This is a genomic window from Paracoccus salipaludis (assembly GCF_002287065.1).
GTDB lineage: Bacteria > Pseudomonadota > Alphaproteobacteria > Rhodobacterales > Rhodobacteraceae > Paracoccus > Paracoccus salipaludis.
Genome location: NZ_NSJZ01000157.1, coordinates 1 through 537 on the forward strand (window position 1 = coordinate 1; position 537 = coordinate 537).

A 537-nucleotide genomic window follows, 5' to 3' on the forward strand; every position below is an offset into this window, starting at 1 on the left:
GTGCGGGCGGCAACCCCTACGGCCATGCTGAGGGCCACGGCGCGCGGGCGGCAACCCCTACGGCCATGCTGAGGGCCACGGCGCCGTCGATGCGGCCCCGGCTCTTGTCCTTCACCAGCTTTCGATTGCCTGCCGGGTCGGTCATGGTCACGGCGTTGGACAGGCACCAGTCAAGCACGGGATGCGAGGGGTGCCGCAGGGTGCCTTGCAAGATGGCGGTCTCGAGGGCGTCGATGGCCGGGCTCATGTCACGAAAACCTTTCCCCCAAGGCTGCATCGTCAGCTTCACCCCTTCGTCGGCCATGTAGCGTTGCACCTCGTCCATTTTCCAACGGTCGAAGGCGAGGGCCTGCACGTCATAGTTCTGCACGATCTCGCCCAGGCGATGCACGATCCATTTCTTGTCGATCGCGCGGCCGGGGGTTGCCTCGAGGAGCCCCTGCCGGGCCCAAAGCTGATAGGGCACATGGTCGCGCCGTTCGGCTTCCTCGAGCCCGTCACGGGGCGCCCAGAACCAGGCGCGCACGTCGCCGCTGT

General features: G+C 67.0%; 1 protein-coding gene. It reads right to left on the reverse strand.

Annotated features, from left to right (window positions below):
* Positions 1-16: 16 nt before the first annotated feature.
* Positions 17-537: terminase TerL endonuclease subunit (locus CK240_RS17970; RefSeq protein ID WP_240517585.1), on the reverse strand; the 521-nt coding region annotated here is incomplete at its 5' end.